The organism is Companilactobacillus zhongbaensis (genome assembly GCF_003946515.1).
GTDB lineage: Bacteria > Bacillota > Bacilli > Lactobacillales > Lactobacillaceae > Companilactobacillus > Companilactobacillus zhongbaensis.
In genome coordinates this window covers 1-1,681 of record NZ_RHOM01000069.1, presented here as the reverse complement: position 1 = coordinate 1,681, position 1,681 = coordinate 1, and the positions used below count along the sequence as shown (strand labels likewise).

Genomic DNA, 1,681 nt, shown 5'->3' with positions numbered 1-1,681 from the left:
GACTAATGAACCTGTCCAGAAAGCTCTGGCTTATTCAGAATGCTTAAATTAATGAACCGCCGTATACGGACCCGTACGTACGGTGGTGTGAGAGGTCGGTAGCCTAGCTACCTCCTACTCGATCGGCTGAGGGCTGTATCCCCGGGCCCTTCCGTCTAGATAGTTCAACAATCCCCCCCTTTTGGTGGTAGGGACCGATTTTGCTGTGCAAATTGGCACTTTTTGCGCGTCCTAGTTCTTGCGGTCTATCTCAGATGTCTTCCTTGTTGGTAAGAGAAAGGCAAGTTCAAAATCAAAAGCAAGGTGAAGATCACATTATGGAGTTTGTTAAAAAGTGAACTTATTTTTGCTTAAAATTTAAGAGCTACCATCAACCCCCAGGTTGATGATAGCTTTTTTTGAATGCTTTTTGTCTTTTGCTACTTGGTTGCATCTTGTCTTCAGACTTTGTTGCTTTCGCAATCTCTTTTTTGGGATTGCTCGGGCATATCTGACCTGCGCATTCGATTATCTCACATTCGTCTGGCTTTTAACAGTATATTATTCTAATTATTATTTCTTATTTTTTGTGTGGGATTTTTGATGATTTATTGACAAGTTTACTTGTCATTGATATATTTATATTGCAAAGTAAACTTGTCAAAAGGAAGTGGTTTTGTTGGATAAGAAGGATGTTCTTCAAAAGTATCGAGCTGAGGGTAAGGATGAAGGATTTGATGAGAAGGTCCGTCGTGCTGATGAAAAAGGCTTTGTTGCTCTCGCTTTTTGTTCACTTTTATTGATGATTTACAAAGTTTTTATGGATCTTAATATTGGTGACATTTTGGCGTTACTGAATATTTTTATCGTCGTGGTATTATTCAATCATTATAAAGAAGAAAAAAGCGGATTGACTTTGTTTCTTTTGATTTTCCATTCGCTGTTCTTTGTGGCTTCTCTCGTTTGGTTTGTTTCATCAACTTTGTAAAATAGGATATTTGATATGAATTCAGATAAATTGATTTTAAAAAATAATGTTAAGAGTGCTCGCCGTGATAAGAATCTTTCTCAGCAAGGGTTGGCGGACTTGATTGGTGTTTCTCGGAATACTATTAGCTCGATCGAGACTGGAAAATTTAATCCTACGGCAAAATTAGCACTAGTTTTGTGTATTGCTTTAGATAAGAAGTTTGAAGATTTATTTTATTTTTAGAGACTAAAAAAGGGCACTTCATCATTGAAGTGCCCTTTTTGTTTAATCCAATTACTTACCTGAATTAATCTTGTGTTTTGGATTCATATTGCTTTTTCTTGAAGTTTAAATAATTTGTATACAGTTCAAAAATATCGTTTAGTTTATGAATATCTAACTTGAAGACTTCACTGATTTTGTTTAAGCGATAATTTGTTGTGTTTCGATGGATGTGTAATTGCTTGGAGGTTTCGTTAACGTTATCGTTGCATTTGAAATAATATGCTAAGGTATCGATTAATTCACGACCATTTACGGTTTTGAAAATTGAAACGAATATCTCTTCGATTTCATTATTAACTAAGAACGTGTTTGGATACTTTGACATTCGATTTGATTTTAGTTAAATTAGATCAAAAACAGGAGTTTTTAATCCATGAAAAGCTTTGCACACCATTATAGTAGCGACATCTCTCGTGAACAATTTGAACTAATCCGGACAGATCTAGA

At 35.4% G+C, this 1,681-nt stretch carries 3 protein-coding genes; 2 read left to right on the top strand and 1 reads right to left on the bottom strand.

From position 1 onward, the window contains the following. The first annotated feature begins 655 nt into the window (after window positions 1–655). Both EKM69_RS12165 and EKM69_RS12160 read left to right on the top strand, forming a co-directional pair. Complete coding sequence (locus EKM69_RS12165) at window positions 656–967, top strand: DUF6442 family protein (protein ID WP_225423896.1); 312 nt, start codon at window positions 656–658, stop codon at window positions 965–967. A gap of 15 nt (window positions 968–982) precedes the next feature. After that, complete coding sequence (locus EKM69_RS12160; protein WP_125711373.1) at window positions 983–1,192, top strand: helix-turn-helix transcriptional regulator; 210 nt, start codon at window positions 983–985, stop codon at window positions 1,190–1,192. 64 nt (window positions 1,193–1,256) lie between these two features. Here the strand turns inward: EKM69_RS12160 and EKM69_RS12155 are convergent, their stop codons facing one another. Then, complete coding sequence (locus EKM69_RS12155) at window positions 1,257–1,559, bottom strand: PucR family transcriptional regulator (protein ID WP_125711371.1); 303 nt, start codon at window positions 1,557–1,559, stop codon at window positions 1,257–1,259. Between the last annotated feature and the right edge of the window lie 122 nt (window positions 1,560–1,681).

What these genes read in the sequence shown, in the direction of transcription:
- EKM69_RS12160 (WP_125711373.1), top strand. Translation starts at nt 983, where the DNA reads ATGAATTCAGATAAATTGATTTTAAAAAATAATGTTAAGAGTGCTCGC.
- EKM69_RS12155 (WP_125711371.1), bottom strand. Translation starts at nt 1,559, where the DNA reads ATGTCAAAGTATCCAAACACGTTCTTAGTTAATAATGAAATCGAAGAG.